This is a genomic window from Micromonospora sp. WMMD975 (genome assembly GCF_029581215.1).
In the GTDB taxonomy this organism is placed as follows: Bacteria; Actinomycetota; Actinomycetes; order Mycobacteriales; family Micromonosporaceae; genus Micromonospora.
Genome location: NZ_CP120739.1, coordinates 3,819,298 through 3,844,180, shown reverse-complemented (window position 1 = coordinate 3,844,180; position 24,883 = coordinate 3,819,298). Strand labels below are relative to the sequence as shown.

The window sequence follows — 24,883 nt, the reverse complement described above, 5'->3', positions numbered from 1 at the left end:
AGGCCCGGTGGCCTTTCCGTACCCTCACAGCCCGCAGCCGGCCCCGCAGCCGGCCGGGCTCTACGACCCCGCGTACGAGCACGACGCCTGCGGGGTGGCCTTCGTGGCCGACCTGCACGGGCGCCGTTCGCACCAGGTCGTCGCGAACGGCCTCGGGGCGCTGTGCCGGCTGGACCACCGGGGCGCCCGGGGCGCGGAGCACAACACCGGTGACGGTGCCGGGATCATGATCCAGGTGCCGGACGCGTTCCTGCGGGCGACCGTCGACTTCCCGCTGCCCCCGCCCGGCCAGTACGCCACCGGCCTGGTCTTCCTGGCCGACGACGACGCGGCCGAGGCCCGGGCCCGCCAGGTCGTCGACAAGTACGCGCTCGTCGAGGGCGCCGAGGTGCTCGGCTGGCGGGAGGTGCCGACCGACCCGTCCGGCCTGGGGGAGACCGCGCTCGCGGCGATGCCCCGGATCCGGCAGCTCTTCGTGGCCGCGCGCCGGCTGACCGACTCGCCGGCCGGACCGGCCGGCTCCCCGCTGACCGGGCTCGACCTGGACCGGGTGGCGTTCTGCCTGCGCAAGCAGGTCGAGCGGGAGACCGCCGAGCGCGGCCAGCCGGCCTACTTCCCGTCGCTGTCCGGCCGGACCATGGTCTTCAAGGGCATGCTCACCCCGGACCAGTTGCCGGCGTTCTACCCGGAACTGACCGACGAGCGGGTGGACAGCGCGATCGCGCTCGTGCACTCCCGCTTCTCCACCAACACGTTCCCGTCCTGGCCGCTGGCGCACCCGTACCGGTTCATCGCCCACAACGGCGAGATCAACACGATCCGGGGCAACCGCAACTGGATGCAGGCCCGGGAGGCGCTGCTCCGGAGCCCGAACCTGTCCGGCAACATCCGCCGGGTCTTCCCGGTCTGCACCCCGGCCGCGTCCGACTCGGCCAACTTCGACGAGGTTCTGGAGCTGCTGCACCTGGCCGGGCGGAGCCTGCCGCACGCGGTGCTCATGATGATCCCCGAGGCGTGGGAGAACGACCCGGACATGCGCGCCGACAAGCGCGCGTTCTACCGCTTCCACGCCAGCCTGATGGAGCCGTGGGACGGCCCGGCCTCGGTGGCGTTCACCGACGGCGAGATCGTCGGCGCGGTGCTGGACCGCAACGGTCTGCGCCCGGGCCGCTGGTGGCACACGAGCGACGGGCTGGTGGTGCTGGGCAGCGAGGCGGGCGTGCTCGACCTCGACCCGGCCACCGTGGTGGCCAAGGGGCGGCTCCAGCCGGGGCGGATGTTCCTGGTCGACACCGTCAACGGCCGGATCGTCTCCGACGACGAGATCAAGACCGAGTTGGCCGCCGCCGAGCCGTACCAGGAGTGGCTGCACGCCGGCCTGATCGAGATGGACGACCTGCCGCCGCGCGAGCACATCGTCTACACCCACGACTCGGTGCGCCGCCGGCAGCAGACCTTCGGCTACACCGAGGAGGAGCTGAAGATCCTGCTCGGCCCGATGGCCCGCAGCGGCGCGGAGCCGATCGGCTCGATGGGCACCGACACCCCGATCGCCGCGCTGTCCACCCGGCCGCGGCTGCTCTACGACTACTTCCACCAGCTCTTCGCCCAGGTCACCAACCCGCCGCTGGACGCCATCCGGGAGGAGCTGGTGACCAGCCTGGCGTCCACCATCGGGCCGGAGGGCAACCTGCTCGACCCGGGGCCGGCGAGCTGCCGTCAGATCGTCCTGCCCCACCCGGTGATCGACAACGACGAGCTGGCGAAGATCCTCTCCGTGGACGAGGACGGCGACCTGCCCGGCTTCAAGGCGGTCCGGGTCTCCGGCCTCTACCCGATCCGGGACGGCGGGGCCGGCATCAAGGCCCGGCTGACCGAGATCTGCCGGCATGTCTCCGAGGCGATCGAGGACGGCGTACGCATCCTGGTGCTCTCCGACCGGGACTCCAACGCGGACCTGGCCCCGATCCCGTCGCTGCTGCTGACCGCCGCGGTGCACCAGCACCTGGTACGCGAGCAGACCCGCACGCAGGCGGCGCTGATCGTGGAGTCCGGCGACTGCCGGGAGGTGCACCACGCGGCCGTGCTCATCGGGTACGGCGCGGCGGCGGTGAACCCCTACCTCGCGTTCGAGTCGGTGGAGGACATGATCTCCACCGGCGCGCTGGCCGGGGTGGACCGGGTCAAGGCGGTCCGCAACTACGTCAAGGCGCTCGGCAAGGGCGTCCTGAAGATCATGTCCAAGATGGGCATCTCGACCGTGTCGTCGTACTGCGGCGCCCAGGTGTTCGAGGCGGTCGGCCTGGACCCCCGCCTGGTCGACCGCTACTTCCGCGGCACGCCGAGCACCATCGGCGGCATCGGGCTGGCCGAGGTCCACGCCGAGGTAGCCGCCCGGCACGCGCTGGCCTGGCCGGCGCCGGGCGCGCAGGCGAACGACCGGCTGGAGGTCGGCGGCGAATACCAGTGGCGTCGCGAGGGCGAGCTGCACCTGTTCAACCCGGAGACGGTCTTCCTGCTCCAGCACGCCACCCGCAGCCGCCAGTACGACGTCTTCCGGCAGTACACCGCGAAGGTCGACGAGCTGGCCGCGAAGGCGGGCTCGCTGCGCGGACTGTTCACGCTGCGCACCGGCGTACGCCCGGCGGTGCCGCTGGACGAGGTCGAGCCGGCCACCGAGATCGTCAAGCGCTTCGCCACCGGCGCCATGTCGTACGGGTCGATCTCGGCCGAGGCGCACGAGACCCTCGCCATCGCGATGAACCGGCTCGGCGGCAAGTCCAACACCGGCGAGGGCGGCGAGGACGTCGAGCGGCTGCACGACCCGGCGCGGCGCTCCGCGGTCAAACAGATCGCCAGCGGCCGGTTCGGCGTGACGAGCGAATACCTGGTCAACGCCGACGACCTCCAGATCAAGATGGCGCAGGGTGCGAAGCCGGGCGAGGGCGGGCAGCTGCCCGGCAACAAGGTCTGGCCGTGGATCGCCCGGACCCGGCACGCCACCCCGGGCGTCGGCCTGATCTCCCCGCCGCCGCACCACGACATCTACTCCATCGAGGACCTGGCCCAGCTCGTGCACGACCTGAAGTGCGTCAACCCGGCCGCCCGGGTGCACGTCAAGCTGGTCAGCGAGGTGGGCGTGGGCACCGTGGCGGCCGGCGTGGCCAAGCTCAAGGCCGACGTCATCCTGATCTCCGGGCACGACGGCGGCACCGGCGCGTCCCCACTCAACTCGCTCAAGCACGCCGGCACCCCGTGGGAGCTGGGCCTGGCCGAGGCGCAGCAGACGCTGCTGCTCAACAAGCTGCGTGACCGGGTCACCGTGCAGGTCGACGGCCAGCTCAAGACCGGCCGGGACGTGCTCGTCGCGGCGCTGCTCGGCGCGGAGGAGTTCGGCTTCGCCACCGCCCCGCTCATCGTCGAGGGCTGCGTGATGATGCGCGTCTGCCACCTGGACACCTGCCCGGTCGGCATCGCCACCCAGAACCCGGTGCTGCGGGAACGGTTCACCGGCAAGCCGGAGTTCGTGGTCAACTTCTTCCTGTTCCTCGCCGAGGAGGTCCGGGGCTACCTGGCCGAGCTGGGTTTCCGGAGCATCGACGAGGCGATCGGGCACACCGAGCTGCTCGACGTCGCCGGCGCGATCGACCACTGGAAGGGCCACGGGCTCGACCTGGGTCGCGTCCTGCACCTGCCCGAGCTGCCCGAGGGTGCGGCCCGGCGCGGGGTGCGCGCCCAGGACCACGGCCTCGACGTGGCGCTCGACAACCAGCTCATCGACCTGGCCGGCCCGGCGCTGCGCGACGGCACCCCGGTCCGGGTCGAGGTCGACGTGCGCAACGAGCACCGCAGCGTCGGCGCGATGCTCGGCGGCGAGGTGACCCGCCGGTTCGGCGGCGCCGGGCTGCCCGACGACACCGTCGAGTTCCTGCTGCGCGGCACCGCCGGGCAGTCGTTCGGCGCGTTCCTGCCGCGCGGGGTCACCCTGCGCCTGCACGGCGACGCCAACGACTACGTCGGCAAGGGCCTGTCCGGCGGACGGATCGTGGTCCGGCCGGACACCGCCGCGCCGTTCGCCGGCCATCACGCCGAGCCGGGCCGACGCGCCGAGGACCAGATCATCGCCGGCAACACGATCCTCTACGGCGCCACCGGTGGCGAGGTGTTTCTGCGCGGCCGGGTCGGGGAGCGTTTCGCGGTGCGCAACTCCGGCGCGGTGGCCGTGGTCGAGGGCCTCGGCGACCACGGCTGCGAGTACATGACCGGCGGCACGGTGGTGGTGCTCGGGCCGACCGGGCGTAACTTCGCCGCCGGCATGTCCGGCGGCACCGCGTTCGTGCACCGGCTCGACCGGCGACTGGTGAACGCCGAACTTGTCGACCTGGCCCCGCTGAGCGACTCCGAACGCAACCGACTGCACGAGCTGGTCCAGCGGCATCTGGCCGAGACCGACTCGACGGTCGCGGAGGCGCTGCTCAAGCGCTGGCCGGAGGCGGTGGAGGAGTTCACCGCCGTGGTGCCCCGGGACTACCGCCGGGTCATGGAGATCATGCGGGCCGCCGAAGCCGCCGGCCGCGACGTCGACGACGCGGTGATGAGTGCGCTCTCACCAGCCCCGGCGCCGGCCGCGCCGCGGGTGGTCGCCCAGGAGGTGGCTCGTGCCTGACCCGAACGGTTTCCTGCGTTACGACAGGCGGCTGCCCGCCCGCCGCCCGGTCCCGGTGCGGATCATGGACTGGCGGGAGGTCTACCCGCCGGCCGGCGAGGAGTTGATCCGCGAGCAGGCCACCAGGTGCATGGACTGCGGCATCCCGTTCTGCCACGACGGCTGCCCGCTCGGCAACCGCATCCCGGACTGGAACGACCTGGTCCGCACCGGCAACTGGGACGCCGCGGTGGAGTCGCTGCACGCCACGAACAACTTCCCCGAGTTCACCGGCCGGCTCTGCCCGGCGCCGTGCGAGGCGGCCTGCGTGCTCGGCCTCGGCGGTCAGCAGCCGGTCACCATCAAGCAGGTCGAGGTGGAGATCGCCGACGCGGCGGTGGCCGGCGACGGGCTGCGACCCCGGCCCGCGTCGACCTCGACCGGCCGTTCGGTCGCCGTGGTCGGCTCCGGTCCGGCCGGGCTGGCCGCCGCGCAGCAGCTCGCCCGCGCCGGCCACACGGTCACCGTGTACGAGCGCGACGACGTCCCCGGCGGCCTGCTCCGCTACGGCATCCCCGACTTCAAGTTGGAGAAGCAGCACGTCGACCGTCGGATCGCCCAGCTCACCGCCGAGGGGGTGCGCTTCCGCACCGGGGTGAACGTCGGCGTGGACGTGACCGCCGAGCAGTTGCGCGCCGAACACGACGCGGTGCTGTTGACCTGCGGCGCGTTGCAGGGGCGGGACACCCCGGAGACGCCGGGCCGGGCGTTGCGCGGCGTACACCAGGCGATGTCGCACCTGGTGGCCGCGAACCGGGTGGTGGCGGCTGCCGGCGACGGGCGGCCGGCCCCGGCCACGCTGCCGGACGGTACGCCGATCGACGCCGCCGGCAAGCACGTGGTGATCATCGGTGGCGGGGACACCGCCGCGGACTGCCTCGGCGTGGCGCACCGGCAGGGCGCGGCCGGCGTACACCAGCTCGACCTCTACCCGCAGCCGCCGACGGAGCGGGACGGCGCCCGGGATCCGTGGCCGACCTGGCCGTGGGTGCTGCGCTCCTACCCGGCGCACGAGGAGGGCGGCGAGCGGGTCTTCGCGGTGGCGGTGCAGGAGTTCGTCGACGACGGCACCGGGCAGGTCCGGGCCGTCCGGATCGCCGAGGTCACCGTCGCGAAGGTCGACGGCCGGCGGATCGTCACCGTGCTGCCCGGCTCGGAACGGGAGATCCCGGCCGACCTGGTGCTGCTCGCGATCGGCTTCGAGGGCACCGAGGAGCAGCCGCTGCTGACCCAGCTCGGGGTGGCCCGCAACGGGCGCGGCGCGATCGACGCCCGCCCCGACTGGCAGGCCGCCGACGGCGTCTTCGTCGCCGGGGACATGCACCGGGGCGCGTCGCTGATCGTCTGGGCGATCGCCGAGGGGCGGGCCGCCGCCGCGGCGATCCACACCTACCTGAACGGGGTGGGCGAGCTGCCCGCCCCCGTCACCCCGGCGCGCCAACCCCTCGCCGCCCGCTGAGGTGTAAGGAGGGGCCCCCGCTTAACGCTTTCGGTATAGGCGGGGGCCCCGCCTAACATCCGCTCGGCGGTTCTCTGCGGCGATCATGGGACGAGCGGTGCTCCAGATCTGGGTGGGCTTCAGGACGGGCCTCCGTCCGTCGAGAAACCATTCGAACGTCCACCGGTTGCGCCGTTGGGCGTACACGATCAGCACGAGCATCGAGAAGTACCCGAAGAAGCCGATCGCGAGACCTGTTCCGTACGCGCCGAACAACTCGCTTCTCGCGGGAAACAGGGCCAGCACGGCAGCGCCGCCGAGCGCCCCGATTATGGTGGCGATGTCGGTGAGCGAGACGTCGTCCTTCCGGTGGCGGTTGACGAAGTAGGTGAACCAACCCACCACCAGTCCGAAGGCGAACGCGCCCCACCCCGACAGGGTGCTCATGGCAGCCCGTTCCGGCTGGTCCGGCCGGCCACGCCGGCCAGCAGCGCGATCTCCGCGGTGGCACCCACCGCCGTACCCAGGGCGAAGGCCGGCAGCCGGGCCGGGCCGGCGACCAGTGCCACGACGCCCGCTGCCGCCACGGCACCGGTCACCACGCCGAACACCGCGCGGCGGGACGGCCGCGGCCAGGCGGCCAACGAGCCGGCCCACCATCCGACCACGGTACCCATGCCCACCACTCCCACGGCTCCGAGCACGACGCCCCCACCCCATCCGAAAGGACGAGCACCAGAATATGACGTAGCCGGGCCGAAAATGGGGGAATGCGTCAGCCGCCGTTCTGCGATGTCGACGTGAGGCGCGTTCACGACAGTTATTCTCCGGATAACGTCCATGCTCCGGTGGGGGGTCCGGTCATGTCATCGCCGTCGTCGGTCAAAACGAAGCCGTACGTCCTGAAGGTCTTTGCCGAACCCGACTTCGACGTGTCGGCGCTGACGCAGACGTATTTCGCGCACGTCTTCGACGAAACGGAACTCGGCTTTTGCGCCGGCGGGCGCATCCACACCATCCGCCTCGACCGGGGCACGCTGTACGTGGACGACCTGCCGGTTCTGCGGCCGCACCTCCATCACCACGCCATTTCCTGGCACCAGCGGACAGCGGGCAGATTCACCAGCGGGCACCTGGCCTTCTCGCGTGGTGGCACGGAGCTTCACGGTGTGGTCTACCAGGGGACCTCCGCCTCGACCGCGGTCGAACTCCACGTGCTGGCGACGACGATCGTCAGCAGCACCTACCACACCGAGATCTCGACCACCCGCGTACCGGCCGGCGCCACCTCGGTGGAGTGGACCGAGGGGCCGCTGTTGGAGATCGGCTACGAACAGGGGCTCACCGACCTGGTGCCGAAGCCCGTCGTCGTGCTGGACGGCACCGACATGTCCAGCTTCGCCAGCTGGGGCATCGACCAGAAGACGCAGGAGACCACGCTGGAGATCAACGCCCCGCAGGTGACGTGCTCGTGGGTTCCGGACTGCTATCTCCAGGCGACGATCGCCTTCGACGCCTCGCAGCCCGTGCCCACGTTCACGGGCACGGTGCCGAGCAGGTGCACCGACACCGCGGGAAGCGGCTCGTACCGCTGGAAGGGTGTCGCGGACGGAGTGCGGTCGAATCCGGTGACCGCCCCCGCCCAGGCGAAGACGATCACGGAAGCGGACATCGAGACGGACCCGACCCTGTCCATCGCCGAACTCATGTCCATCGTGCCCGACGACTCGGTGGCGAAGATGGCCGACGAGATGCTCATGAGCAACATGAAGTGGGCCATGTCGCGCGACTCCACCGAGAAGGTGTGGCTCAAGCAGTACCTCGGGCAGCAGCCGCCCACCCTCACGCCGCAGCGGCAGGAGTTGGTCACGCGAAGCTTGGACTGGTACCAGAAGTGTTTCGTGAAGTCCCACCTCGGCTACACCTTCGACCACTACGACGGGGCGGGCTGCGCCACGGTCCACCTGGACGACGATGTCCAGCGGCCGAAGCTCAAGTCCTACCTCGAGACCGGGTTGGCGAAGGACACGAACTTCAACATCCAGCAGAACGGCATCTATCTGCAGGCTTTCGTCGCGGCCAAACCGCGGATCAACGCGTATCTCGACGACGGGGGTGAGAAGTGGGCCAAGAGCCTGTTCGACGTCATCACGTCGACACCCCAACTGATCTTGATGATCAACCGGATCTACGGTGCCGCCGGCCAGAACGGCGCGATGACGCCCGCGAACAATCTGGCCACCCTGCTGAGCGTCCTTCAGCAGGGGTCGAAGGGCACGCTGGCTCAGTCCTACATGGAGAAGCTGATGGCCGCCGTGCTGAACAACGCCACGGATCAGACCGCGTGGGCCTCCTCCAGCCAGGCCATGCAGTGGCTGCCCGAGTTCCTCCAGCTCTTCGTCAACAAGGTCGCGGAGGATCCGGGCCAGTACACGGACGCGAAGGCGGTCGCGGACGAGATGGTGGCCATGGTGAACGCCGCCATGGGCGGCAGCTTCACCAAGCTCGCCGCCGAACTCGCCGACCTCGTCGTCAACGCGACCGGAGGCAACATCCTGGAGAAGACCCAGAGCGCGCAGGCCGCCTTCGTGCAGAAGTGGCCCAAGTTCGCCAAGGTCGGTGGCATGCTCTTCATCGCGTCCTGGGGCATCGGAATCGGCATGGTGGTGAACGCCTTCCAGAACTGGAAGGACCTGAAGCCCGCGGACAAGGCGAAGGCGATCCTGACCACCGTCCAGCTCGCGCTCGATGCCACGAAGGTCGTCCCCATGGTGCTTCGGGGCATCAAGGAGATGGGTCTGGAAGGGTGGCGGGCGTTCACCCAGTGGCGCCACGGGCTCGCGGTGCAGGAGCAGCTCATCGAGCTCAACGAGCTGGGCGGGGAGACGGAGTGGCTCAGGAACGGTGCCACGGAGACGACCGCTCTGTTCGAGGCCGGGACGAGGACGGTGCAGACCGAAGGCACCCTGTGGTCGAAAATCATGAAGGCGGCGCCGAAGATCGTCGGCATCGTCGGAATCGCGATCTCCGCGGTCTTCACCGTGTGGAGCATCGTCGACTTCATCACCGACATCGTCAACGGCAAGCCGATCACCGACATCATGTTCGACGGCGTCATGATGCTCGCCAACATCGGGATGACGGTCTGCCTCGTCATGGAGTTGGCGTTCGCCTCGGTGGTCTTCGCCATCGCCGGCGCCGTCTTCGCGATCATCGGGGTGATCTTCGCCCTGGTCGCCGCGTTCCTGCCCAAGCCGGAACCGGAGAGCCCGCTGAACGATTTCATGCGTACTGTGGTCATTCCCTTCGTGGACGGGCTTCCGCAGCAGACTCCGCCGCCCAAGCCGGGCGGCGTCCCGCTGGTCGTGCGGTACGCATGAGGTGGTGTGCCACGGCCACCTCAGCGGCCGGCTCGACGACGGCGCCGGCTTCACGCGCCCGGTCTTCGCCAGCGCCGTACCACCCACCTCCTACGCCACCGAGATCAGCCGGCGACGCTATCCCGCCGGCACCGATCCCGCGAGCCTGCCGAGGGACGCCTGGAGTTCCGCCCCGGCGTTCCGGCTCGGCTACCAGCTTGATCCACAAACCGGGTTCCCGGTCACCGTCGTCGACCTGGACGGCCAGTCGGTGTCCTCGTTCGTCGCGTTGGACGTCGACGACAAGGACCTGCTCGTGCTGACGCTGAACCTGGGTGCGGCCACGAGCGTGATCTGCACGTCGTGGCCGGCGCTGTACGCGTCGCTGAGGATCACGTTCTCGGCGTTCGGTGACTCGTTCACCGGGGGCGTGTCGTCGACCTGCGCGTCGCGAGAAGGCACCGGCAGCTTCCTGTGGCGAGGCGAGGCGGCCAGCGAACGACTTGTCGGGCTGACTGGACCGGACGGACGGGTGGTAGGCACGTGAGCGTTGAACTCTCCGTCGGCAACCTTCTGGCGCTGGACGCCAAGGAGGTGCCCAAACAGGTCCTGGCTGCCTTTGTCCAGCAGTTGAGGGCGTCGCCGTCGGTACGTGGGACCTTTTTCCCCTCGGCCACGCCCCCGGCGTCGGCGCCGACCGATCCGACGTGGAGCGACCACCTCGCCACCGCGCTCATCTGCTCCAGCATCGCCAGCAGTTCCCTCTACGGGTTCAGTGGCACCGTGCGGGCCGACGGCGCCGCGGCCTGGTGGCAGTCCGAGTTGGCCGGACAGACCGCGCTGCACGCCAGCAACACGCTCTACGACTGGGCCTTCCCGGCCTACTGTGCCGGCGACGGCCGCACCTTCCAGGAGTACCTGGGCGGCGATCGCGGGTCCTGGGCCCAAAAACTGGCCGACCGCGTGACGTCCGACTCATACATCAACATGATGATCAACAAAGTCATCGCCGTCGACCCGGACTGGTTGGCGAAGCTCAACGTCGTCTACTACAAGCTCCACCGGCTGGACCCGGCGCAGGAGAAGAGAGCGGTGGACGTCTGGGCGAAGGCGTATCCGCAGGCCGTCGAGCAGTGGCAGGCCTACAACCACGTCGCGCCGAGCCTGTTCCAGACGAGCACGTTCCTCGGCGAGGTGAACTCGGCGATCGGCGTGGGCCGGGACGGCAGGAAATGTCATCTCGTCTACGCGGCGCGTGAGGTGATCGAGGTATGCGACTACTGGACGGACTACGGGCTGGGCGTCGTCGCCTTCGTGAACGGGCCGGCCCGGCAGATGGGCCTCACCACCGGTCAACAGCCCGACAACCGCGTCGACAAGTCGCCGAAGGACGGCGTCACGGGGGCGGCCCCGCTCCATCTCGCGACGGGCCGTACGACACCCGTCCAGAACCTCCGCTGCGGAGACCAACTGCTCGCCCGCGACGGGCGCCCCGCCGAACAGCCCGACGGCGTCATCGACGTCACCGGGGCGCCGGATACGCTGATCTACGGGTTCAACGACCTCGAACCGTTCTTCACGGCCGGTCACCTGTTCTGGACGGATGCGGGATGGAAGGCGCTCCGCCCCGGGACCGCCGGCCGGGAAGGCCCCCACCCGGGCGTCGGCGAACTCGCGGTCGGAGACGTGCTCCACCGCATCCGGGAGGGCCGACCCGTCAGCTATGAACCGGTCCAGATCGAACGCTTCACCAGTCGGCCGCTGCGACCCGACGAACGCCTGTACGGCATGCAGCTCTCCGGCCCCACGTCATACCACGTGCACGGGCATCTCGCCAAGGCCGTCAGTCCGCGCTGGACCGAGCGTCGACTCCACGCGGCGCTCGGAACCCTGAGCCCCGCCGAACGCCGGCACCTCGGCGCCCTGATCGAGCCCGCCATGCCGCTGATACGCAAGTCGGTCGGCGGCTGTGTCGAGGAGGCGATCCGACGCGCGCTCGCCCAGGGCTGAAGCCGACCGACGCCCGTGGCGTCTCCACCACGGGCGCCCTCGGATCATCGTCCCGCCCGGCCGGCCCCGCCCTCGACGGGCGGGACCGGCCGGACCGGTCAGTGGCCGAGCAGGTCGTGCGCCGTCCGGATCTTCGTCCAGGAGGCCGGGCGCGCCGGGGCCGCCGAGGTACGCGCGGCGGCGCCCACCTCGGGGCGGCCGGCGGTGAACAGCCAGGTGGTGAACACCGCGTCCAGGTCCCGGCCGGCGATCCGCTCGGCGAGCGCCTGGAACTGCTCGATGGTGCCGTTGCCGTACTGGTGCTGGGCCGTCCAGGTGCGCAGGATCCGGAAGAACGCCGGGTCGCCGACGGCCAGCCGGATCTGGTGCAGCGCCATCGCGCCCCGGTCGTAGACCGCGTCGTCGAAGACCCGGTCGGCGCCCGGGTCACCGGGGAGCACCTGCCAGAAGTCCGAGTCCGCCGGATAGCTGTCGTAGGTGAAGTCGAACAGCTCCTGCGCGGTGCCCTCGTCCTGCTCCTCCGACCAGAGCCACTCGGCGTACGAGGCGAAGCCCTCGTTGAGCCAGATGTTGCGCCAGTCCGCCACTGAGACCGAGTCGCCGAACCACTGGTGGGCGTTCTCGTGCACGATCACGTACGGGTTCGAGCCGCGCCGCCAGAAGCCGGGGCCGTAGACCGGCCGGGTCTGCGTCTCCAGGGCGAAGCTGATGCCGTCGATCGGGCCGGCCACGCCGCCCTGCGCCTCGAACGGGTACGGGCCGAAGACCCCACTCTCCCAGTCGACGACCTCGGCGGTGCGTTCGATGCTGGCCCGGGCGGCGGGCCCGAGCGCGCCGAGCGTGGTGCTGTACGCGTTCACCACCGGCTGCCCGTTCGGCGCGGTGTCGGTGACGATGTCGTACTGCCCGATGGCCAGGAACGCCTGGTAGGTGGCGCCGGGCTTGACGCTGCGCCAGCTCCACCGGGTGCGGTTGCCGGCCTCGGGCAGCGGGTCGCGTGGCTGCACGCCGTTGCTGACCACCTCGACGCCGGTCGGCACCGAGACCGAGATGTCCCAGGTGGCCTTGTCCTTCGGGTGGTCGTTGCTCGGGAACCACCACCAGGCCGACTCGGGTTCGTTCACGGCGAGCGCGCCGTCGGCGGTGCGGGTCCAACCGGTGTAGCCGTACACCTTGGTCTGAGACGGGATGCCGGCGTACTTCACCACGACGGTGAGCTGCTGGCCCTTGCTCAGCGTCCGGGGCGGGGTGATCACCAACTCGTGGTCACCGGCCCGGGCGAAACCGGCGACCCAGCCGTTGACCCGTACCGATTCGACGTCGAGCGCGAAGTCGAGGTTGAACCGGGACAGGTCCTGGGTGGCGGTGGCCAGGATCGTGGTGGTGCCGCTGAGCCGGTCGATGGCCGGCTCGTAGCGCAGCCGGATGTCGTAGTGGTCGACGTCGTAGCCGCCGTTGCCGTAGTCGGGGAAGTAGCTGTCGCCCAGCCCGGGGCTGCCCGGCGCGGGGGTGGCCGCCGAGACGTGCGGGCGGCCCCATCCGGTCGGGGCGGCCTGGCCGGGTGCGCCGGTCACGGTGGTGACGGCGGTGGTGAGGGTCAGAGCGGCGATCGCCGCCGTGAGTGCGCGTGGCACGGGTGGGACTCCCTCCGTCGGGTGTACGCACCGCCAACTTAATCGACACATGTAAACGGATCTGCCCCGAACCGGCGCCCGGAGCTATTCAGTTCTTGCAAATATTTCGATAGCATTACCGACTAGTAACAAGCACGACCCCTCGGCCACGCGCGCGGTCAACGGGCTCCACCACCCCTGTCCCGTGGAGGTCCTGTCATGTCCCGTCGCGTCCGCATCACCCTCGCCGCGGTGCTGGCGGCCGTCCTCGGCGCCGTGCTCCTGCCCGGCGTCGCCCGGGCGGCCACCGTCAACTACGTCGCCCTCGGCGACTCCTACTCCTCCGGCGTCGGCGCCGGGCCGTACGACTTCTCCACCTGCCTGCGCAGTCAGAAGTCGTACGCCCCGCTCTGGGCCGCGGCGCACGCGGTCACCAGCTTCCGCTTCCCGGCCTGCGGCGGCGCGGTCACCGCCGACGTGCGCAACAGCCAGGTGGGGCAGCTCAGCTACGCCACCACGCTGGTCACCATCACGATCGGCGGCAACGACGCCGGCTTCGCCGACGTGATGACCAGCTGCCGCTTCGGCAGCACGTCGAGCTGCGAGAGCGCGGTGAACGGGGCCAAGGCGTTCGCCACCGCGACGCTGCCCGGCCGGCTCGACGCCACCTACGCCGCGATCCGTGAGCGGGCCCCGAACGCCCGCCTCGTAGTGCTCGGCTACCCGCGCCTGTTCGAGACCGGTTCGTGCGGTCTGCTCGCCATGAGCAGCTACAAGCGGACCATCCTCAACCAGGCCGCCGACGTGTTGAACGGGGTCACCGCCGGCCGGGCCGGCGCCGCCGGGGCGACCTTCGTCGACGCGCGGTCGTCTTTCACCGGGCACGGCGTGTGTGCCGCCGACCCGTGGATCCGCGACGTCACCGGGGTGATCGAGGCGTACCACCCGAACGCGAACGGCTATCGCTACGGCTACCTGGCCGCCCTCACGGCCGCCATCGGCTGAGGTGTAAGGCGGGGGCCCCGCTTAACGCTTTCTGCATAGGAGGGGCCCCCTATTAACACCTCACCAGGCCGCGGCATGGGATCGGGTGCCGTACGATTCTGCCGTGCTTCAGGAGGGGCGGGTTTCGTGAAGTTCCTTCTCACGTCGTCGGGGATCTGCAACCCGAGGATCTCCGACGCGCTCGTCGACCTGCTGGGCAAGCCGATCGGCGAGTCCACGGCCCTGTTCGTCCCCACCGGCGTCTATCCCTTCCCCGGCGGGGGCCAGAGAGCGTGGAAGGCGATCCACGGCCAAGCTTCGATCCCGCTGACCCAACTGGGTTGGAAGTCCCTGGGGATGTTGGAACTCACCGCGCTGCCGACCATTCGAGAAGAGAACTGGGTCCCGGCGGTCCGGGAGGCCGACGCCCTCCTCGTCTGGGGCGGCGACGTGCTGTACCTGACCTACTGGTTGCGCCAGTCGGGTCTGGCTGCCCTCCTGCCGTCGCTGACCGACACGGTTTACGTCGGGGTCAGCGCCGGGAGCATCGCGGTCACCCCGTACAACTGCGACGCCGAATTCGACCTCCAATTCGTCCCTGAGGGCAGCGACATGGCGCGGGGCGCCGACCAGGCGCTGGGGCTGGTGGATTTCACGCTGTACCCGCACCTCAACCATCCGGACATGGAGGACGCCGAACTGTCCAGCATCCAGAAGTGGGCGTCCGGAATCCCGGTCCCGACCTACGCCATCGACGACAACACCGCCATCAAGGTGGTCGATGGCGGTGTTGAGGTCATCTCCGAAGGCGACTGGAGACTGATCAGTCCCTGACCGGAGTCGTCACGCGCGTGGTCCGAGACTCACCGACACCGACCTCCGCCGAATTGCGGTGGCACCCAGAGTCGCAGACGGGTGGGGCCCGAACTCCCCGACCGAACCAGCCGGCACGGCCGGAGCGCCGGGCACGCCCGGTGCGACCTGCGGCACCGGCACGACATGCCGCCGAGGCCGCGCGCGACGCCCGGACGGTACGGCGAGCGCGGCGAGCGCGGCGGCCAGCGAGATGCCGGTGAGCAGCAGGAAGCCGGCGGTGTAACCGGCCTCCCGGGGCAGCCCGCTCGGCTGCGGGTTGGCGGTGATCACGGTGCTGGCCAGGGCCGCGCCGATCGCGCCGCCGATGGTGCGGATGTTGGCGTTCATGCCGGTCGCCGCGCCGGTTTGTGCGGCCGGCACGTTGCCCACGATCAGGTTGGCCATCGAGGCGAAGGCCAGCCCCACGCCGAGCCCGACCAGGCCACCGGCCACGGCGACCTGCCAGCGGGTGTCGTGCGCGACGGTGAGCATCGCGGCGGCGGTCACGTTGAACACCGCGCCGGTGCTCAGTTGCGCCTTGGGGCTGAACCGGGGCTCCAGCCGTCCGGCCAGCACTCCGGCGGTGAACATGCCGACGAGCATCGGCAGCATGAGCAGCCCGGCCTGGGTGATGCTGGCGCCGAAGCCGTAGCCGGCGCTTGTCGGGATCTGGGTGAACTGCGGCAGGAAGGCGAAGACGGCGAACATGGAGGCGCCGTAGAGCAGGGCGACCAGGTTGGTGGTCCAGACCGCGGGCAGGCGCATCATCCGCAGGTCGATCAGCGGGTTCGCGGTGCGGGCCTCGACCGCCAGCCAGCCGGCCACGAGCACCGCGGCAAGCGCCAGCAGCCCGGTCACCGGCCCGGAGGTCCAGCCCCAGGCGGCGCCCTTGCTGACCGGCAGCAGCAGCGCCACCAGCCAGCCGGAGAGCAGGACGGCGCTGGCCCAGTTGATCCGGCCCGGCGTGCGTACCGGTGAGCGTGGCACGAACCGGTGCGCGGCGACCGCGGTGAGGCCGACCACGACCAGCGGGATCCAGAACAGCCAGCGGTAGCCCAGGGTGGCGACGATCGGCCCGGCGAGCACCACGCCCAGTCCGCCGCCGGCGGCCACGACCGCCGAGATCAACGCGACCGCCGAGCTGACCCGCGCGGCCGGGAACTCGTCGCGGATGATGCCGAACGACAGCGGGAAGACGGCGCCGCCCACGCCTTGGACCACCCGGGCGGCGATGAGTACGCCGATGTTCGGCGCGACGGCGGCCAGCAGGCAGCCCAGCGCGAGCGCGGCGAGCGAGACGACGAGCATCCGCTCCTTGCCCACCATGTCGCCGACCCGGCCGAGGATCGGCGTGAAGATCGACGCGGAGAGCAGGTAGGCGGTCAGCACCCAGGTCACCGTGTTCGGCGAGGTGTGCAGGTCGTGCTGGATGGTGGGCAGCACCGGCGTGATCAGCGACTGGAGCATCGCGAAGAAGCCGGCGCCGGCCGCGAGGACGAGGAACGTCATCCGGCGCGAGCCGCGCCGGAAGGTGTCGATCATGTAGAACAACTTCCGTTCGGTACGAGGGTGGCCGCTCGCGCGGTGGGGCGGCGGTGGCGGCGCGGAGGGCCGGGTCCTCCGGAGTACGCTATCCGGAGGGGTGCCTCCACCAACGTAGTGGAGGGATGCCTCCGGTTGCAAGACGGAAGGAGTGAGCCGCGTCATGCCCAGCGCCGATCAGGCGGCCGAGGTCTTCGCGCGCCGCCCGAAGCGCGCCGACGCCCGGCGCAACTACGACGCGCTGATCGCCGCCGCCCGCGACGTGTTCGGTGAGTACGGCGCGGGCGCGTCGCTGGAGCAGATCGCCCGCCGGGCCGGCGTCGGCATCGGCACGCTCTACCGCAACTTCCCGCAGCGGCGGGACCTGTTCGAGGCCGTCTACGTCGAGGAGGTGCGCGCGCTCAGCGCCTCCGCCGCCGACCTGGCCGACCTCGACCCGTGGAGCGCCCTGGTCGGCTGGCTGCGCCGGTTCGTCGACCACGTCGGCGCCAAGCGCGCGCTTGCCGACGAGCTGGTGCACGACTCCGAGGTGTTCCGCAGCTGCCGCACCGAGATCTACGCCGCGGGCGAGCCGCTGCTGCGCCGCGCCCAAACCGCAGGCGCGGCCCGGACCGACGCCGACTTCGACGACGTGGTACGCCTGATCAGCGGCATCGCCGCGTACCAGTTTCCCGATCCGGCGCAGCGTGACCGCGTCCTGGCGATCGCGCTCGACGGCCTGCGCCCGCCGCCGCCGTCAGGCGGCGCCCCCGCCTGACGCGCCGCGCGGACCGGTTGCGGCGCGGCCGGCGGTCGCTACGGTGGCGCCATGGCGCTGCCGTTCGTGGTCACGTTGCGCGGCTACGACATGCGCCAGGTCGAGGCGCTCCTCGCCCGGGCCGACGAGGCGCTGGCCGCCGACAGCCAAGCGACGCGGGCGTCCGCCCGCGACACCCTCCGGACGGCCACCCTGAGACGGGCGTTACGGGGCTACGCCCGCCGCGACGTGGACTCCGCGATCGCCGAGCGCCGTCAAAGATGAACCTTGGTACGCGGACGCCCCGCAAGGGGCGGTCCCGTACCAAGATCTGTGCCGAAGGGACTGGTGAGGGAATGAGTGGTGGCGAGTTGGACGGGTTCCACATCGGATTTCTGCCGCCCGGCATCGGGGAGGTGGGGTCGGATTTCGCGAGCGAGTGGGAGGACGTCAGCTTCGCGACGCGGGTCTGGGAGCGCCAGGTCGAGGACGGCTACCGGGTCGACCTGCGGGTGCACGTGCTCCGGGGTGAGCGTCTCACCGATCTCGGCGCGGTCCGTGCGTTCCTCGCCGATTACCACGAGCGCGACGGCGGCGCGTGGGAGCTTGCCGACTTCGCGCACCCGGACGGGCCCGGCCTGATCGGTGCCGCCGAGGCGTTCTGGCTGGTCGAGCCCGGGGTCGCCGTTGATGTGCTTGTCGATCCGGAAGTGGTGGACGCCGGTGCGCTCCGGTCGATCGCTGACGGGGTGGTTCGAGGCGTCCGGTGAAACGCATCCGGCGTTGTCGGCCTCGTCGGGACGTGGGCGGGCACTAGCGTGTCAGGTATGTCCGCTGCTCATGCCTATGAATTCGAGGTCCCCGAGCACTCGCCCGCCCCGGCTGAGGCGGTTGACCGGGCGGTTGACGGCAACGTCGTCTACCTCACCCGCAGCGGTCGTCGCGTCGCCGCAGTCGTGCCGGCCGGACGCACCCAGGCTGACATCGAGGTGATCATCGGCGGGCTGCTCGCGGTGGTGGAGCCGATCGTCGAGAGTGATCCGGCGAATGGCGAGCGACTGCTCCAGACCTGGATCGCCAGCGTGGAGGCGGGTAGGGACGACGAGATGGCTCGGGACATGGTCGAGGCGTTGCAGGACATGCTCGACGACCTCAGGGAGTTGCCAGACGCGACTGACCGCCTGGCCGCCTATCGTGCCGGCCAGGCGAGCGCCATCTCGTGGGAGCAGGCCAAGCGGGAGCTAGATCTTCGGACCTGAGCCAACAAGCAGCTCAACGTGGTCCAGCTCTGGCCGAGTTCGCCGCCATTGCTGAGGTGCTGGGATCAGGTCACAAGGATCTTGCGGCGAAGCCTGTCCTCAGGGGAGCCGCGGTGCCCAACCGGCGAAGCGGGCGAACAGCGCTCGCGGGCTCGGCGCCTCGTCGGGGTTGAGGCGGTGCAGCTCTTGAGCCGCCTCGTAAAGCTGCCCGTACAGGTAGACAGACAGGGTGAGGCGGTCACCCGCGTACTCGGTCAGCAGGGCGAGTCGAGCCTCCGCGCACGGCCACGGGTGCGCGCAGCGCCGACAGATCCAGAGCGGGCGGATGGGCAGATGCGGGCGGGTGCCGATACTCATGCCGGCACCCGCGGCCGTGCGGCGATGGAGGCGCTTCGGTTGACGGTAGGGCGTTCGCCGGCCCGGGCGTTGAGCCAACGCAGCCCGGCCGGCTGCACGAACAGCTCTCGCTTGGCGACCGCATCACCCCTGCCGTCCAACTCGTACGCCTCGATCCATGCCCAACCGTCGAACGTCTGACGGTCGGTGATCTCGCGAATGACGCGCACGATGATCGGGCGGCAGAACTGCACGCTCGCCGCGCGGTCGAGCCGCAGGAGATCTCCCGCCTTGATCGGACGAGTGCTCACCGCTCGTCGGGCCCGGTGACGGTGGCCTTGACCAGGCGAGCGAAGACCACCTCCAGACAGGGATAGTCCTCGCCGCAGCCGCACACCCAGCGGACGATCCGGCGTGGCGGGTGCGCGAAGAGGATGTCCTCAGCGTCCTCGATGTCCTGCGCCGAGACGAAGGGTTCACCGGGGGATATGTCGTCGGTGCGCTCGCCCATCGGGCCTCCCGTCGGTGCGACGTGCGGGTGACAAGTACGCACGCTCGACCGTCCGGGGGATCGGTTGGCCGAGCGCTCCGCGCGGTGGGAACGGACCAACTCCGGGTTTGCAGACCTGGGAGTCAGCCGTGCATGAGCGTATATAACAGGTACCCGGCCTTGCAAGCATCGGGCCGAACATTCCTTGCTATATAAAGTTTCACATGATCGAATGGCGGGGCAGACCTGGGAGTTGTCCATGCCCGCCAAAGCGAAGTGGGCGCAGATTGCCGACGGCATCCGCGCCGAGATCCAGTCCGGTGCGCTCGCGCCGGGCGACAAGCTGCCGTCGACGTCCGAACTGTGCCGTCAGCACGGCGTATCGGCCATCGTGGTGCGCCAAGCGATCAACGCCTTGAAGATCGAAGGGTTCCTCGAAGGAGTTGGCGGCGTCGGCGTGTTCGTCGCTGAACGCGCCGGCTCGCAGTGACCTGGAAGGAAGCGAACTCTGGAAGCGTGTTGATCCACTCCGCTTCGCCGAAGTGGCGGTATCCGAGCGCGCCCGACCCGGCCATTTCGGCGAAGCGGAGTCGATCAAGCTAGCTGTCTCGGTTTCGGGACTTTTTCCCACCCTTCGGGAGCTGTCTCAGCCCAGAGGTCTTCTGGAGGCGGCCCTAGCGGGGAACTTCTAGATCGGCGCGGTGTCGCGGAGCCCGGCCGCCGTACGGACGATGCTGGCGACTGCCCGCGCCCGAATGCCGGCGGGCCAGGCGAGCACCGTGGTGATGACCGGCGCGTCGACGACGGGCACGGCAACGTGCTGCGGCCACTGCCAGGCGCGGCTGGAGGCCGGGATGACAAGCAACGTCCGGCCGAGCGCCACGAGTTGGGCGAGCTGCGACTGGGTGCGTACCTCCGGGCCTGGTCCTTCCGGGTAGGTCCCGTCGAGCCGGGGCCATCGCGCGATCGGCAGGCCCGGCACGTGCTGGACCTCCGCCAGGGTGAGCTGGTCGCGGGCGGCGAGCGGATGCCCGGCCGGAAGCATCGCGACCTGGCCCTCGGTGAGGAGGTCCTCGGTGTCGAACCCGGCGAGGTCGTCGACGGGCCGGTGCATGATCGCGACGTCGGCGCGGCCCGTGCGGAGCAGCCCGGCCTGCTCTCCGACCTCGCACAGCATCACCTCGACCGGTGGGGCGCCGGGTTCGTCCGCGACGGCGTCGAGAAGGCGTCGCAGCAGCTCGTGGGACGCGCCGGCCTTCGTCGCCAGCACCAGCGAGCGCGAGGAGTCGCCGGCCCGTCGGGTACGACTCGCGGCGGCCGTCACCGCGTCGAGGGCGGTCCCGGCCTCGCGCAGCAGCACCCGGCCGGCGTCGGTGAGCGCCACGCCACGCCGGTCCCGGTCGAAGAGCCGCACGCCGAGCCGCCGTTCCAGCTGACCGATCGCGCGGGAGAGCGGCGGCTGGGCGATCCCGAGCCGGGCGGCGGCGCGACCGAAGTGCAGCTCCTCGGCGACGGCGACGAAATAGCGCAGCTCGCGCGTCTCCAGGTCGTCCACCCGGGAAGCCTAGCGCTGATACCCGCGGGGTATCACAGCCCACCGGATCGGTCTTGGCCACCGCGCCCGCCGCTCGCCAGCATGGGTCAGGTGAAAGAGAACAGGACCGCGCTTGTCACCGGCGCGAACAAGGGCATCGGCTTCGCCGTCGCACAGGGCCTCGGCGCGATCGGCTTCACGGTCGCGGTGGGCGCCCGTGACGACGCCAGGCGGGAGGAGGCGGTCGCGCGGCTGCGTACCACCGGGGTCGACGCGTTCGGGATCGCGCTCGACGTCACCTCCGACGACAGCGTCACCGCGGCGGCGACCACCGTCGAGCGGACGGGCGGACGGCTCGACGTGCTGGTCAACAACGCGGGCATCTCCGGCCCGGCCGACGGCGGTGCGCAGGATCCGACGACGCTCGACCTCGACGTCCTGCGCACCGTCCTCGACACGAACGTGTTCGGCGTGATCCGGGTGACGAACGCGATGCTGCCACTGCTGCGGCGTGCACCGTCGCCACGCGTGGTCAACATGTCGAGCAACATGGGCTCGCTGACGCTCGCCACCGGCCCGGTGCTGGCCGCCTACGCCCCGTCGAAAACGATGCTGAACAGCATCACCGCCCAGTACGCCCGCCGGCTCGCCGACACGAACGTCATCGTCAACGCGGCCTGCCCCGGCTGGGTGGCCACCGACTTCACCAACTTCGCCGCACCTCGCACCCCGGAACAGGGCGCCGCGATCGCCGTCCGGCTGGCCACCCTGCCCGACGACGGCCCGCGCGGCGGCTTCTTCGACGACAACGGCGCGATCCCCTGGTGACCGTCTGACGCCAAGCCCTGCCAGCGCTGCGTCCGCCCGGGAAGGACCCGGCGCGGCGCGCGTCGCCAGGCCCCGTCGTCCGGCAGGATCTGGGTATGACCGGCCCGGCGCGGAAGAAGTCGTTCTCGCTGCCTACGGACGTCGCGCAGCGTCTGGAGCGCGAGTCGAACGCGAGCGCCTACGTCGTTGACGCCGTGCGGGCGCGAATGCGTGCCGAGGACCTCGACGCCGAGCTTGCCCGACCTGGGACGGCCGTTTCCGATCAGGGTCGGGCTCGTACGCGGGCGCAGCGTGCCGAGGTGGAGATGCGAGAAGTTGGGAGCGGAGGCCCTTCGGAGCGGCTCAGCTGATCCGCCGCACAACCGGATCAAGCGTTGTCACCAACAGATCCGTCTTGTCGGTGTTCAGGTGCCGGAGACAGGCGGCGATGTTGTCCGCCGCGTTGAGTTCCGACCAGTCGAGCAGATAGCCGGCCGCCGCGCCGAGCTGGCGCAGGAAGGCGCGCAAGGTGCGGCCGTTCCCCTCCCGGAACGGGTGGCAGACGTTCAGTTCGCCGTAGTAGTGGGCGAGCGACTCCACGAACGGCTCGCGCTTCAGACCGAGCAGGAAGCCGTCTTCGGACAGTCGGCCGAGCACAGTGCCCACCTGGTCGTCGATGAACCGCCAGTGGCAGAAGCGGGCACCGGGCTTACTGATGTCGACCGTGCGTGTCTGGCCCGCCCATCCGTACACGTCACCGAAGAGATGACGGTGGAAGGCTTGGAGGTGGCCCAGACCATAGTTTCCCGGAATGATGTTTCGAGCGACCTGCACGTCCCGGATCGAGACGAGGCGGAACTCTGTGTCGCGCAGGGTGGCGGCATCCTTCAGGCCCAATTTGTTGACCAGGCAATCCGTACCCGGCCAGCAGTACGGATCACTCATCCACGCAGGCGGGCGATCTCTTCGGCGATCAGGTCCTCCGCGCTGACCAGACCCGAGGCCACGTCGCGAAGTCGCTCCTGCCAGTCCTCGCCGAACTCCTCGCCCTCGATGGCGGCGTTCGCCGTGGCCGAGGCGACTGCCGTCTCCGTGCTCGCCATCTGCCTCGCGTAGTACGTCCGCATCAGGTCGACGTCGAGATGTTCCGAGGAACTGGCGGATTCGGGCAGCGCCCTCCGAGCCGCTCGCCAGGGCAGTTCGTTGTGTGTCATCGCTGACAACTCAGCCGCCGAGAACTTGCCGTACTCGCGGGTGACCCAGCGGACGCAGTCGAGCTGGGCGTCGGTGAGCTGGGCGGCGTCCCCGAGGGGCCAGTCCGACACGTAGAGCTGCTGGCGGTGTTGCCGGTATAGCTGGGGAACGACAGGGCCCTCCCGCCAAGCCTCGATCGGCTCGGTGAACAGGGGGGCTCCGCTGCGGGCCAGGTGCCACCCCTGGCAGTAGTAGACGAGCTTTTCGAGCTTCATCGCCGTGACCCGGCCGACCTCGGCGAGCACTGCCGCAGCGACGTCGTGTGCATTGGCCATCGGGGGACACCTCCTTCATCGGCCCTGCTCAGAGACTACCGATGATCCGCCTGGCCAGGCGACCCGCCGAGCGGTGTCGAGCGAGGAATCTACGCCTACGAGTAGGGACTCACCGATCCGCCGATCTGCGACGTCTGTCGTACACCAGGAGGCGCTCAGGCCGGCGGCTCCCCACACGGAACCGCCGGCCGACACGACTCAGCGGTGCGCGTTGCTCGGGCGCCCCCACGGCCCGGTGATCGCGAACACGTACCCCGGCGTCTGGATGTTCGCGAACAGGATCTTCCCGTCCGCGCTGAACGTCGGCCCGGTGAACTCGCTGTCGTTCAGCTCGTTGCGGGCCAGCGGGTACGCCTTGCCCTGCTCGGTGATCCCCACCAGGTGCGACACGCCCTCGCCGTCCTCGGCCAGGATCACCCCGCCGTACGGGGAGACGGTGATGTTGTCCGGCCCGTCGTAGTTGCCGTGGTCGGCCTCCGGGTCGGTGTTCACCCCGAAGATCGTCTTCAGCGTGACGGTCTGCCGCCGCGGGTCGTAGAACCAGACCTGGCCGTCGTGCTCGTTGACGCTGCCGTCGTCGTGCCGGGCGAAGCTGGCCACGAAGTACGCGCCGCCGTCGCCCCACCAGGCGCCCTCCAGCTTGCGGCTGCGGGTCACCTCGGCGTCGGTGAACTGCTTGCGCACCGACACGGTCCGGGCGTCCCGGTCCGGCACCTGCACCCACTCCACCTTGTACCGGGTGCCCGGCCTGGTGGCTTCGGACAGGTCGGCCACGTGGCCGTCGCCCCGCAGGCAGCGCATCGCTTCGAGGGTGCCGGCGGTGCCGCCGTCGGGCCGCTGGGCGAGCGCCCGCAGCGCGCCCTTGCCGGCTCGGAAGCCGGGCGGCGGCGTCCACCGGAAGTAGAGCCCGTGCGGGCCGCTCGCGTCCTCGGTCAGATAGATCGAGTGGGTGTACGGGTCGACCGCCACCGCCTCGTGGGAGTAGCGGCCGAGGAACGTCAGCGCCACCGGATCCTGGTTGGCCGACCGGTCGTGCGGGTCGACCTCGAAGACGTACCCGTGGTCCTTCTGGAACTGACCGCCGGCCCGCTGCTCGGTCTCCTCGCAGGTCAACCACGTGCCCCACGGGGTGATGCCGCCGGCGCAGTTGTTGTGCGTGCCGGCCACGCTGACGTATTCGCGCAGCCGCCGGCCGTGCCTGTCCACCTCGATGGTGGTGGTGCCGCCGCGCGCGCCGGGGTCGTAGGTGAGGCCGGGCAGCGCCGGCACCGGGTACGGCTCGTCGCCGCCGATCTCGTGGTTGTTCACCAGCACCGACCCGCGCGGGCCGCGGAAGCAGCCGGTGCCGTCGGCGTCGCTCGGGGTCGCCTGCCCCGATTCCAGGAGTGTCGCGCCCGCCTGGGCGACGACGGTGTAGGAGAAGCCGGGCGGCAGCGCCAGCAGCCCGGCCGGGTCCGGCACCAGGTCGCCGTAGCCGGCGGCGGGGCGGCACGCGGCGCGGGCCGCCGCCGGGCCGGCGATGGCGTCCAGGTTGCCGGCCACCACGATGCCGAGGCCGCCGGCCGCGCCGCCCAGCAGGGACCGCCGGGAAAGAGGAGAGGAGGTCACGTCGTCGCCTTCCTGTGCACATGAGGTTGCCTTGGCAGGCAAGCCGGGCCGGGGGAACGGCGGGCGGCGGGGCCGGCC

The 24,883-nt window shown here is 70.6% G+C and carries 24 protein-coding genes; 13 read left to right on the top strand and 11 right to left on the bottom strand.

Annotated elements, in window-relative coordinates:
• Nucleotides 1–7 precede the first annotated feature (7 nt).
• Both gltB and O7613_RS16550 read left to right on the top strand, forming a co-directional pair.
• Nucleotides 8–4,666 carry a glutamate synthase large subunit gene (gene gltB / locus O7613_RS16555; RefSeq protein WP_282289244.1) on the top strand — a complete coding sequence of 1,553 codons (4,659 nt, stop codon included), beginning with the start codon at nt 8–10 and terminating at the stop codon, nt 4,664–4,666.
• The gene (locus O7613_RS16550) at nt 4,659–6,164 is read left to right on the top strand and encodes a glutamate synthase subunit beta (protein WP_282289243.1); all 1,506 of its coding nucleotides are present in this window, start codon (nt 4,659–4,661) and stop codon (nt 6,162–6,164) included. The genes gltB and O7613_RS16550 overlap by 8 nt, the downstream gene beginning before the upstream one ends.
• Before the next feature lie 21 nt (nt 6,165–6,185).
• Here the strand turns inward: O7613_RS16550 and O7613_RS16545 are convergent, their stop codons facing one another.
• Nucleotides 6,186–6,590: a hypothetical protein gene (locus tag O7613_RS16545; RefSeq protein WP_282289242.1), complete on the bottom strand. Its 405-nt coding sequence runs from the start codon at nt 6,588–6,590 to the stop codon at nt 6,186–6,188.
• Nucleotides 6,587–6,820 carry a hypothetical protein gene (locus O7613_RS16540; protein WP_282289241.1) on the bottom strand — a complete coding sequence of 78 codons (234 nt, stop codon included), beginning with the start codon at nt 6,818–6,820 and terminating at the stop codon, nt 6,587–6,589. Before O7613_RS16540 ends, O7613_RS16545 begins: the two co-directional genes overlap by 4 nt.
• A gap of 93 nt (nt 6,821–6,913) precedes the next feature.
• On the opposite strand from O7613_RS16540, the gene O7613_RS16535 reads away from it, so the two are divergent.
• Genes O7613_RS16535 through O7613_RS16525 form a run of 3 tightly spaced genes read left to right on the top strand, consistent with a single transcriptional unit; the run spans nt 6,914 to nt 11,512 of the window.
• On the top strand, nt 6,914–9,523 hold the full coding sequence (locus O7613_RS16535; protein WP_282289240.1) for a hypothetical protein: 2,610 nt from the start codon (nt 6,914–6,916) through the stop codon (nt 9,521–9,523).
• Between the two features lie 4 nt (nt 9,524–9,527).
• The gene (locus tag O7613_RS16530; RefSeq protein WP_282289239.1) at nt 9,528–10,049 is read left to right on the top strand and encodes a hypothetical protein; all 522 of its coding nucleotides are present in this window, start codon (nt 9,528–9,530) and stop codon (nt 10,047–10,049) included.
• Entirely contained in the window at nt 10,046–11,512 is a 1,467-nt protein-coding gene (locus tag O7613_RS16525) for a hypothetical protein (protein WP_282289238.1), read from the top strand. The genes O7613_RS16530 and O7613_RS16525 overlap by 4 nt, the downstream gene beginning before the upstream one ends.
• Nucleotides 11,513–11,610: 98 nt before the next feature.
• Here the strand turns inward: O7613_RS16525 and O7613_RS16520 are convergent, their stop codons facing one another.
• A complete protein-coding gene (locus O7613_RS16520; protein ID WP_282289237.1) occupies nt 11,611–13,146 on the bottom strand; it encodes a M1 family metallopeptidase in 1,536 nt (511 codons plus the stop codon).
• A gap of 198 nt (nt 13,147–13,344) precedes the next feature.
• On the opposite strand from O7613_RS16520, the gene O7613_RS16515 reads away from it, so the two are divergent.
• Nucleotides 13,345–14,130, top strand: a complete 786-nt coding sequence (locus O7613_RS16515; protein ID WP_281587505.1) for an SGNH/GDSL hydrolase family protein — start codon at nt 13,345–13,347, stop codon at nt 14,128–14,130.
• Between the two features lie 126 nt (nt 14,131–14,256).
• The gene (locus tag O7613_RS16510) at nt 14,257–14,943 is read left to right on the top strand and encodes a Type 1 glutamine amidotransferase-like domain-containing protein (RefSeq protein ID WP_281587506.1); all 687 of its coding nucleotides are present in this window, start codon (nt 14,257–14,259) and stop codon (nt 14,941–14,943) included.
• A gap of 9 nt (nt 14,944–14,952) precedes the next feature.
• On the opposite strand, the gene O7613_RS16505 is transcribed toward O7613_RS16510, so the two are convergent.
• Entirely contained in the window at nt 14,953–16,506 is a 1,554-nt protein-coding gene (locus tag O7613_RS16505; RefSeq protein ID WP_281587507.1) for an MFS transporter, read from the bottom strand.
• Between the two features lie 163 nt (nt 16,507–16,669).
• Between O7613_RS16505 and O7613_RS16500 the strand changes: the two genes are divergently transcribed.
• The 4 genes from O7613_RS16500 (at nt 16,670) to O7613_RS16485 (ending at nt 18,501) form a co-directional block, all read left to right on the top strand.
• Nucleotides 16,670–17,263: a TetR/AcrR family transcriptional regulator gene (locus O7613_RS16500; protein ID WP_282289236.1), complete on the top strand. Its 594-nt coding sequence runs from the start codon at nt 16,670–16,672 to the stop codon at nt 17,261–17,263.
• A gap of 51 nt (nt 17,264–17,314) precedes the next feature.
• Nucleotides 17,315–17,527 (top strand): hypothetical protein, encoded by a 213-nt coding sequence (locus tag O7613_RS16495; RefSeq protein WP_282289235.1) that lies wholly within the window; start codon nt 17,315–17,317, stop codon nt 17,525–17,527.
• A 71-nt stretch (nt 17,528–17,598) separates the two neighbouring features.
• The gene (locus O7613_RS16490; RefSeq protein ID WP_282289234.1) at nt 17,599–18,012 is read left to right on the top strand and encodes a hypothetical protein; all 414 of its coding nucleotides are present in this window, start codon (nt 17,599–17,601) and stop codon (nt 18,010–18,012) included.
• Nucleotides 18,013–18,069: 57 nt separating this feature from the next.
• On the top strand, nt 18,070–18,501 hold the full coding sequence (locus tag O7613_RS16485; protein ID WP_281587511.1) for a hypothetical protein: 432 nt from the start codon (nt 18,070–18,072) through the stop codon (nt 18,499–18,501).
• Between the two features lie 99 nt (nt 18,502–18,600).
• Here O7613_RS16485 and O7613_RS16480 read toward each other — a convergent pair whose 3' ends face one another.
• Genes O7613_RS16480 through O7613_RS16470 form a run of 3 tightly spaced genes read right to left on the bottom strand, consistent with a single transcriptional unit; the run spans nt 18,601 to nt 19,348 of the window.
• Nucleotides 18,601–18,858 (bottom strand): hypothetical protein, encoded by a 258-nt coding sequence (locus tag O7613_RS16480; protein ID WP_281587512.1) that lies wholly within the window; start codon nt 18,856–18,858, stop codon nt 18,601–18,603.
• Nucleotides 18,855–19,148 (bottom strand): hypothetical protein, encoded by a 294-nt coding sequence (locus O7613_RS16475; protein ID WP_281587513.1) that lies wholly within the window; start codon nt 19,146–19,148, stop codon nt 18,855–18,857. Before O7613_RS16475 ends, O7613_RS16480 begins: the two co-directional genes overlap by 4 nt.
• Nucleotides 19,145–19,348 (bottom strand): hypothetical protein, encoded by a 204-nt coding sequence (locus O7613_RS16470; RefSeq protein ID WP_282289233.1) that lies wholly within the window; start codon nt 19,346–19,348, stop codon nt 19,145–19,147. The genes O7613_RS16475 and O7613_RS16470 overlap by 4 nt, the downstream gene beginning before the upstream one ends.
• A 211-nt stretch (nt 19,349–19,559) precedes the next feature.
• Here O7613_RS16470 and O7613_RS16465 point away from each other — a divergent pair, with 211 nt between their 5' ends.
• Nucleotides 19,560–19,817: a winged helix-turn-helix domain-containing protein gene (locus O7613_RS16465; RefSeq protein ID WP_281587515.1), complete on the top strand. Its 258-nt coding sequence runs from the start codon at nt 19,560–19,562 to the stop codon at nt 19,815–19,817.
• A 198-nt stretch (nt 19,818–20,015) separates the two neighbouring features.
• On the opposite strand, the gene O7613_RS16460 is transcribed toward O7613_RS16465, so the two are convergent.
• The gene (locus O7613_RS16460; protein WP_348775376.1) at nt 20,016–20,882 is read right to left on the bottom strand and encodes a LysR family transcriptional regulator; all 867 of its coding nucleotides are present in this window, start codon (nt 20,880–20,882) and stop codon (nt 20,016–20,018) included.
• An 81-nt stretch (nt 20,883–20,963) separates the two neighbouring features.
• On the opposite strand from O7613_RS16460, the gene O7613_RS16455 reads away from it, so the two are divergent.
• A complete protein-coding gene (locus tag O7613_RS16455) occupies nt 20,964–21,689 on the top strand; it encodes an SDR family oxidoreductase (protein ID WP_281587516.1) in 726 nt (241 codons plus the stop codon).
• 342 nt (nt 21,690–22,031) lie between these two features.
• Here the strand turns inward: O7613_RS16455 and O7613_RS16450 are convergent, their stop codons facing one another.
• The 3 genes from O7613_RS16450 to O7613_RS16440 all read right to left on the bottom strand — a co-directional run bounded on the left by O7613_RS16450 (nt 22,032) and on the right by O7613_RS16440 (nt 24,805).
• Complete coding sequence (locus O7613_RS16450) at nt 22,032–22,613, bottom strand: Fic family protein (RefSeq protein WP_281587517.1); 582 nt, start codon at nt 22,611–22,613, stop codon at nt 22,032–22,034.
• A complete protein-coding gene (locus O7613_RS16445; RefSeq protein ID WP_281587518.1) occupies nt 22,610–23,197 on the bottom strand; it encodes a type II toxin-antitoxin system antitoxin SocA domain-containing protein in 588 nt (195 codons plus the stop codon). Before O7613_RS16445 ends, O7613_RS16450 begins: the two co-directional genes overlap by 4 nt.
• A gap of 198 nt (nt 23,198–23,395) precedes the next feature.
• Nucleotides 23,396–24,805 carry an alkaline phosphatase PhoX gene (locus O7613_RS16440; RefSeq protein WP_281587519.1) on the bottom strand — a complete coding sequence of 470 codons (1,410 nt, stop codon included), beginning with the start codon at nt 24,803–24,805 and terminating at the stop codon, nt 23,396–23,398.
• Nucleotides 24,806–24,883 lie beyond the last annotated feature (78 nt).

What these genes read in the sequence shown, in the direction of transcription:
- O7613_RS16545 (WP_282289242.1), bottom strand. Translation starts at nt 6,590, where the DNA reads ATGAGCACCCTGTCGGGGTGGGGCGCGTTCGCCTTCGGACTGGTGGTG.
- O7613_RS16540 (WP_282289241.1), bottom strand. Translation starts at nt 6,820, where the DNA reads ATGGGTACCGTGGTCGGATGGTGGGCCGGCTCGTTGGCCGCCTGGCCG.
- O7613_RS16535 (WP_282289240.1), top strand. Translation starts at nt 6,914, where the DNA reads ATGCGTCAGCCGCCGTTCTGCGATGTCGACGTGAGGCGCGTTCACGAC.
- O7613_RS16515 (WP_281587505.1), top strand. Translation starts at nt 13,345, where the DNA reads ATGTCCCGTCGCGTCCGCATCACCCTCGCCGCGGTGCTGGCGGCCGTC.
- O7613_RS16505 (WP_281587507.1), bottom strand. Translation starts at nt 16,506, where the DNA reads ATGATCGACACCTTCCGGCGCGGCTCGCGCCGGATGACGTTCCTCGTC.
- O7613_RS16500 (WP_282289236.1), top strand. Translation starts at nt 16,670, where the DNA reads ATGCCCAGCGCCGATCAGGCGGCCGAGGTCTTCGCGCGCCGCCCGAAG.
- O7613_RS16495 (WP_282289235.1), top strand. Translation starts at nt 17,315, where the DNA reads ATGGCGCTGCCGTTCGTGGTCACGTTGCGCGGCTACGACATGCGCCAG.
- O7613_RS16490 (WP_282289234.1), top strand. Translation starts at nt 17,599, where the DNA reads ATGAGTGGTGGCGAGTTGGACGGGTTCCACATCGGATTTCTGCCGCCC.
- O7613_RS16485 (WP_281587511.1), top strand. Translation starts at nt 18,070, where the DNA reads ATGTCCGCTGCTCATGCCTATGAATTCGAGGTCCCCGAGCACTCGCCC.
- O7613_RS16480 (WP_281587512.1), bottom strand. Translation starts at nt 18,858, where the DNA reads ATGAGTATCGGCACCCGCCCGCATCTGCCCATCCGCCCGCTCTGGATC.
- O7613_RS16470 (WP_282289233.1), bottom strand. Translation starts at nt 19,348, where the DNA reads ATGGGCGAGCGCACCGACGACATATCCCCCGGTGAACCCTTCGTCTCG.
- O7613_RS16465 (WP_281587515.1), top strand. Translation starts at nt 19,560, where the DNA reads ATGGCGGGGCAGACCTGGGAGTTGTCCATGCCCGCCAAAGCGAAGTGG.
- O7613_RS16455 (WP_281587516.1), top strand. Translation starts at nt 20,964, where the DNA reads ATGGGTCAGGTGAAAGAGAACAGGACCGCGCTTGTCACCGGCGCGAAC.
- O7613_RS16450 (WP_281587517.1), bottom strand. Translation starts at nt 22,613, where the DNA reads ATGAGTGATCCGTACTGCTGGCCGGGTACGGATTGCCTGGTCAACAAA.
- O7613_RS16445 (WP_281587518.1), bottom strand. Translation starts at nt 23,197, where the DNA reads ATGGCCAATGCACACGACGTCGCTGCGGCAGTGCTCGCCGAGGTCGGC.